Source organism: Barnesiella sp. CU968 (genome assembly GCF_905219685.1).
GTDB classification, from domain to species: Bacteria; Bacteroidota; Bacteroidia; order Bacteroidales; family Muribaculaceae; genus Lepagella; species Lepagella muris_A.
On the sequence record NZ_CAJMXD010000139.1, the window covers coordinates 1 to 7,030 of the forward strand.

A 7,030-nucleotide genomic window follows, 5' to 3' on the forward strand; every position below is an offset into this window, starting at 1 on the left:
ACATAGAACTGTCTGCAACGCGTGTCGCATCTTCCCCTGCGATCTCCAATTGACTTTTAGCTTAAGAAAAAATAAGTCAAGACGAGTTCACTCTAAAGGATTTGACATAAACCTGCAATACGAGGAAAGCGTTTAAATATAAAATGAATGGATGTGATAGGAGTAGTTAGAACCATATTGATTGATTTGTGCGTCGTTTGTTCGTGTCTGATATTGTCAGGCTGCAGTTGGATATATGACAATCATTATTGTTGTGAAATCAACGAGGAGGAAGGTTCCTTTGATGTTTTCAGCGACTGGCATGAATGTCCTGATGCCGATCCTGCGGGTATGGCTTATATGTTTTTTCCCGTTTCGGGAGGAGAGCCGTGGCGTTTCGATTTCCCTAAGAAAGATGGCGGTCCGTTGATGCTTCCTGACGGAGTGTTTCATGTTCTTTCATTTAATGATGACACTTCACGGGTGTTATTCGGAAGTGAAGGAGATTATTCCAAGTTTTATTGTTATTGCAGGGAAACAGGACTTTACAATGGTCTTTTAACTGCCGGTCCGGGAGAGGTGATAGGTGCTGCAGTCACGGAAGAGGGCGAGAAGGTGATGGAAGCACCTGATGAGATGTGGGGAGAATGCGTGGAATGGTTTTCTCTTGAAGCAAGCGGTGTGGAACTCCGCAGGAAAGAAGATGATCCGGAAATCAGCTATAGTGACCGTATACTTTTTATTTATCCTCATTTGCTGACACCCCGCTATAGTTATGTCGTCTCGGATATCAGTAATCTTTCGGGAGTGGCTCGTATGTGCGCCTCGTTAAGCGGGATGTCACCGAGTCTTGAATTGGCGACAGAAGAGCCTTCCGGAGAACATGTTACTTTACCGCTTGCCGCTGAGAGGAGCGGAGAAGGGGAGGTGTCGGGCTCAATTTATACATTTGGTCCGGCTGCGGATGAAGATACGGCACATAAACTTACGCTTTATTTCTGGCTTGTAGATGGCAATAAATTCAAATATGAATTTGATGTGTCTCGCCAGATTCTGGAAGCTCCTGATAAAATGGATGTTATTCTCAAAGTAGGAGGGATTGAACTGCCGGAGTCCGGTCCTCCTGCCGGTGACGGAGCTTTTGATGTTACTGTAGACGGGTGGAATACGTATATCATCGATATCAATTCCTGAATAAAAAAATTTATAATAATACACTACTATGAAAACACTGTATGTAATTTTAGCATCGATTGTCGGTACGGGAATGATTACCTCTTGTTCAGACAATGAACCGGTTGTTGAGCGGGACACGGGAAATGCAATCAGTTTTGGCGCGCTTGTGCCGAATACCACGCGGTCTGCCGCTACTACAACTTCCACGATAAATAGTTTTCAGGTTTATGCCTTTACGGCTGGTAAACCATATATGGAGAATGTGACAGTGAACCGAGACGGCGCGACATGGTCATATTCCCCAATTATGTATTGGCCCGAGACTCCTGTCAATTTTTACGCATATAGTCCGGATATATCAAACTCACCAGATGTCGAATCTTCCGGGCTGAATTCAATTGTCAATTATAACAATCAGGGCTCCACAGACTTCCTGTATGCCGTGACTGTAGGACAAGTTGCCAAATCTACACCGGTGATGATGAATTTCCGTCATGCGATGTCGAAGGTCAATGTCAGGTTGAGCAGTTCAAATTCAGCAATCAGGGTATCAGTGAATCATATCTCGTTGCTTAACGTAAATCACAAGGGATCTTTCACCTTTCCGTCTGTCTCTACTGCCGCCGGTTCGCAACAAGGCGTTGGAAGTTGGAGTAATCTGAATTCACCTCTCGACATTCTTATTTTCTATGCATTGTCACCAGAGGATGCACTGACCTTGACAAGCACACCGGTGGATGTTACAGAAAACAATCTTAATATTGATTATATGTTGCCTCAGCCGCTGACTACAGTGGATTTCAACGGAAGCGAATTCACAGGAAATGCAATTCAGGTTGATTGTGAGATTTTTGATGCCGCGTCAGGTGCTAAAATCTGGCCTCGCCAAGACACTCCTGATTATCTGCTTGTGCCGCAGAGTTCGTGTGGCAGACTCATATATCCTCTGACAACCGCTACTCTTACTGAATGGAAAACAGGTTGCTCGTATATCTATAATATAAAGATTGACAATCCGAACGTGCTTAAGCCTATCGACTTCAACGTTACCGTGGATGAATTCAATATCGACAATTGACAGTTGTCATCTGAAGTGTGCAAACCGACAGACGGCTCCGGAAGAATCTATCCGGAACCGTCTGTCTCTTTTATCTGTTTGTACTTTCAGATATGTTTTTTCAGTTCGGAACATGCATCTTCAAGCAGATTCAGCACGATCTCGAATCCTGCGGCTCCTTCCCAATAAGGGTCTGGAATAGAATCGGCTTCAGGGTAGTGCACGGCGAAATCGCTCATACGAGCGATTCTCGACTCAGATTCGGGAGAGGGTGCGGCATCATGGAGATCATCAATATTGCGGTCGTCCATGCCTATGATAAGGTCGAACCATTCGAAATCCGAGGTGCGAATCACGCGACTTCTGTGGTCAAGGTGAAGTCCGCGCCCGAATGCGGCGTGGCGCATCCTGCGGTCGGGAAGGTCTCCGGCGTGTCCACCGTAGAATCCTGCCGAATCAAGTTCCGGACGCTTGTCATCAGGCATATCTTTGGTAATTTTCCTCATTATACCTTCTGCCGCAGGGCTGCGGCAGATATTGCCGAGGCAGACGAACAATATTCTTACCGGTCTGTTTTCAGCTTCCGCCTGATTGCGTGCCCTCTTTACTGCTGCAATGCTCTCGGCGGAAGGTTTTTCATTATAATTCCTGTTCATGTCTCATTAACGTGAAATAACTCTTCAGAGTGTGGGAATACATTGTATTTTAACTTAAAATATTAAAAAATGAAAAGATATTGCCATAAGATTGTAAATTCAGATTAATTGTAATATCTTTGCAAAAGAAATGCAAAATGTTTCTTTTCGAAATATATGTGCTTTCAAAATTAGAATAAATTAAACCTAACATCATATATATGACAAAAAGATTAAAGAGCATAGCTGCTCTATTCTTATTTGCCACGGTTGCGTTGACTTCTAATGGGCAGATTCTTAAGTCTCCGGACGGTGCATTGTCTATGAAATTCACCCTTACCGGTGAGGGGACTCCTCAGTATACATTAGATTTCAAAGGGAAAACAGTGGTGAATCCCAGTCGTCTCGGATTTGAAATCAAGAAGACCAAACAGGTTAAAGACGGCAGGCATCTCAAAGACGGTTTTGAGGTTGTGTCTGTAGATACTCTGTCTGTTGATGAAACATGGCAGCCGGTTTGGGGAGAAGAAAAGGAGATCCGTAATAACTACAAAGAAATGGTAGTTAACCTTAAACAGAAAGACACGAAGCGTCTGATGTCTATACGTTTTCGCCTTTTTGATGACGGACTCGGATTCAGGTATGAATTTCCGATGCAGAAACGTCTCAGCTATTTCGTGATTACAGATGAGTTGACGGAGTTCGCGATGCCAGCCGACCATGAAGCATACTGGATTCCCGCTGATTACGACACTCAGGAATTTGATTACACCCGTAGCCGCATGTCGGAGATTCCCTCAAAGGCGGACGAAGTTCGCGGTCCCACTTATGACTGGACAACCGTCCCTTCGGAGCGCGGTGTCCAGACTGCGTTGATGCTCAAGAGCGACGACGGTCTCTATATCAACCTGCATGAGGCGGCGTTGGTCAATTATCCGTGTATGCACCTTGAACTGGAACCGAATACGAACACGTTCAAGGCTATGCTCACGCCTGACGCTGTCGGCGACAAAGCATATATGCAGACTGATTGCGTCACTCCCTGGCGCACGGTCATTGTCAGTGATGACGCCCGTGATATACTCGCTTCCCGTATAACGCTCAATCTTAACGAACCCTGCAAGATTGAGGACACAAGCTGGATAAAACCCATGAAATATGTGGGGGTATGGTGGGAGATGATAAACCGCAAGAGCAAATGGAGCTATACCAATGACCTACCCAACATTCATCTTGACAAGGTTGATTATACCNAAACCAGGCCGCATGGAAAGCATGGCGCAACAACCGAAAATGTGAAGAAATACATAGATTTCGCAGCAGAGCATGGATTCGACGGAGTTCTCGTCGAGGGGTGGAACATCGGCTGGGAAGACTGGTCCGGCAAGATGAAGGACGAAGTGTTTGATTTTGTCACTCCCTATCCTGATTTCGATCTGCCCGCGATACGGGATTACGCGAAATCAAAGGGAGTGAAGATGATCATGCATCATGAGACCTCAAGCTCAGTGCGTAATTACGAGCGCCGCATGGACGAGGCATATCAGTTTATGAAGGACAACGGCTATGATGCCGTAAAAAGCGGATATGTGGGCAACATAATCCCTGCAGGAAGCAACCATTTCAGCCAATGGCTTGTAAACCATTACCAGTATGCAGTGGAGAAAGCCGCCGACTATAAGATAATGGTCAATGCTCATGAGGCTGTGCGTCCCACCGGAATATGCCGCACATGGCCAAACCTCATCGGCAATGAGTCGGCACGCGGTTCCGAGTATCAGGCTTTCGGCGGAAGCAAGCCGAGCCACACAACTATTCTTCCTTTCACCCGCCTTGTGGGCGGACCGATGGATTACACACCCGGACTGTTCGAAAACGATATGCGCAAGTATAATCCCAAAAACACATCATGGGTTAACACCACGCTTGCAAACCAGCTTTCGCTCTATGTCACAATGTCAAGTCCGCTTCAGATGGCAGCTGATTTTCCTGAGACATACGAGAAGTTCATGGATGCCTTCCAGTTCATCAAGGATGTGGCACTCGACTGGGACAAAAGTTATTACCTTGAGGCAGAACCTATGGAATATCTCACTGTGGCGAGAAAAGCCAAAGGTGAGGAGAAATGGTTTGTCGGCGGCACAAACGGTGCCGATCCCCGCACCGCCGAAGTGGATTTCAGTTTCCTTCCTGCCGGAAAATACAAGGCGGTTATATACCGCGATGCCAAAGACGCACACTACAGAAATAATCCTCAGGCATACGTGATTGAAACCAAAAACGTGACACCCAAAACGAAAATGAAAATATATGAGGCAGCGGGTGGAGGTTTCGCTATCTCTGTATTGCCCCTCTGACACACAATCTATACCACATAAAACACACAATGCGAAAACCGGAGAGCGGGGCGTCCCGTTCTCCGGTTTTATTATATCAGACACAGCTTCTAAACTGGTTCAGAGATCTCTTGTCAGAGAATCTTCAATACCGGTATGGTTTTATATTCCGTATCTTTTGGCAACGACACCGCGAGCCCTCCGGATGTCTGTCTGAATTTTACGCGTCCGTGTCCGAGCAATTCCACGCGTTTTACTTTCGTATTGCCGGAGGAGAGTGATCTGATGTTTACATTATTGTCTTCCGGCCATGCAAGCACAATGGCATACAACGTTTTGTCTTTTGATGTGAAACGTATCTCTTCGGCGGTCATGTCGGAATAAGCTCCCTCGTTGAATCCCTGGTCATTGAGCGGTATGGCTCTTTCTGCAATAGGACCCTCTCCGAACCGTTTCCAGGGGCGTGTGTCGAAAATCGCTTCTTTGTTTCTGTTCATCCATTTGCCGATACCGTCTATTATCACTGCTTCCTTGTCGTCGAAAGTGCCGTCAGCGCGTAGCGGGATGTTGAGAAGGAGATTACCGTTTTTACTCACTATGTCGGCAAGAAGTCTGATTACAGTCTGCGCCGATTTGTAATGTCCTTTGTTGTATATGTCGGTATTGTAATGCCAGCCTCCGATACATGAGCATGATTGCCACGGAAGGGGTATTATCTCGTTAGGTGCGCCTCGCTCAACATCCCATACCAATGCCTCTTTCTGCAGATCGGTAAGAATCTTGCCGAACATCACGGCTTCATTCTTTCCTCCGTGGGTCTGCATGTTATGGTTGTAGAAGTGCGCCGCTATCTTGAGTCCGGCATCGCTTACCGGGTAGAACGGTACGCCGGTGGTGTCGAAATACAGCAGATCGGGATTGTAACGGTTGATAACATCAAGCGTGCGGTTGTAGAAGTTGGTGCAGAATTCTTCAGACGGGAGTGCCGCGCCGTTTCCCCATCCCCATTGTTTTCCGACCATGCCGTCTGCCCAGCTGCCTTCGCTGAGAGGGTGGTTCTGCACATAGAGTTGCTGAGGATCCATTCCTTCCCACCATTTTCCTTTGCCGTCGGCAGTGGTCAGGACCCCGTCATAAGGGATTCCCATCTTGTCCCCATTGCGGTCATAACGTCGGGAAGGCTCATACCATGTCCAGGCATGGTCTGCGTGCAGGCTGACCCCGAAAGGAAGACCATGCTTGCGGGCTGCCGCAGCCCATTCGGCGAGAATGTCTCGTTTAGGACCGATATTTACAGAATTCCACGGTTGGTATTTGCTGTCCCAGAGGTCGAAGTTGTCATGATGGTTGCCCAGCACAAAGAAATATTGCGCACCAATACTTTTGTAAATTGCCACAAGACTGTCAGGATTCCACTGTTCAGCCTTGAAAAGCGGCAGTATATCCTTGAAACCGACTTCCGAAGGGTGCCCGTAGTTGGCAACGTGATGTTTGTATGCATGTGAGCCTTCCTGATACATTCCGCGTGCCATCCAGTCGCCGGATCCTTCCACGCATTGCGGTCCCCAATGCGCCCAAATGCCGAATTTCGCGTTGCGGAACCATTCCGGAGTCTTGTATTTGCGCAGAGACTCCCATTCAGGTTCAAATGTCCCCTTTGCCATAGGTTCGTCAGCTTCTGAGACTTTGATAGTCGGTTGTGGAACCTCATTGGCATATCCGGATTGTATCGCTGCCGATATTGTCAGTACGGATATGGATGAAATTAATATTTTTTTCACTAGTGTCTCTTAAAAAGTGTTAATCAAATTCGAGGTCAAGAGTTGGATGGCAATTTGCTATTTGTG

Annotated in this window: 5 protein-coding genes; 3 read left to right on the forward strand and 2 right to left on the reverse strand. The window is 46.8% G+C overall.

The genetic code is table 11. The annotated features are described in order from the left end of the window. Window positions 1-147 precede the first annotated feature (147 nt). Together JX312_RS06875 and JX312_RS06880 are read left to right on the forward strand one after the other, a co-directional pair. On the forward strand, window positions 148-1,173 hold the full coding sequence (locus JX312_RS06875) for a DUF5119 domain-containing protein (RefSeq protein ID WP_204457488.1): 1,026 nt from the start codon (window positions 148-150) through the stop codon (window positions 1,171-1,173). A gap of 28 nt (window positions 1,174-1,201) precedes the next feature. Further along, entirely contained in the window at window positions 1,202-2,233 is a 1,032-nt protein-coding gene (locus tag JX312_RS06880) for a fimbrillin family protein (protein WP_204457489.1), read from the forward strand. A gap of 86 nt (window positions 2,234-2,319) precedes the next feature. On the opposite strand, the gene JX312_RS06885 is transcribed toward JX312_RS06880, so the two are convergent. Beyond that, window positions 2,320-2,868, reverse strand: a complete 549-nt coding sequence (locus JX312_RS06885) for a low molecular weight protein-tyrosine-phosphatase (protein ID WP_123406116.1) — start codon at window positions 2,866-2,868, stop codon at window positions 2,320-2,322. A 200-nt stretch (window positions 2,869-3,068) separates the two neighbouring features. Here JX312_RS06885 and JX312_RS06890 point away from each other — a divergent pair, with 200 nt between their 5' ends. Next, the gene (locus JX312_RS06890; protein ID WP_204457490.1) at window positions 3,069-5,204 is read left to right on the forward strand and encodes a glycoside hydrolase family 97 protein; all 2,136 of its coding nucleotides are present in this window, start codon (window positions 3,069-3,071) and stop codon (window positions 5,202-5,204) included. Between the two features lie 113 nt (window positions 5,205-5,317). Here JX312_RS06890 and JX312_RS06895 read toward each other — a convergent pair whose 3' ends face one another. Next, window positions 5,318-6,847: an alpha-L-fucosidase gene (locus JX312_RS06895; RefSeq protein WP_204457491.1), complete on the reverse strand. Its 1,530-nt coding sequence runs from the start codon at window positions 6,845-6,847 to the stop codon at window positions 5,318-5,320. Window positions 6,848-7,030: the final 183 nt, after the last annotated feature.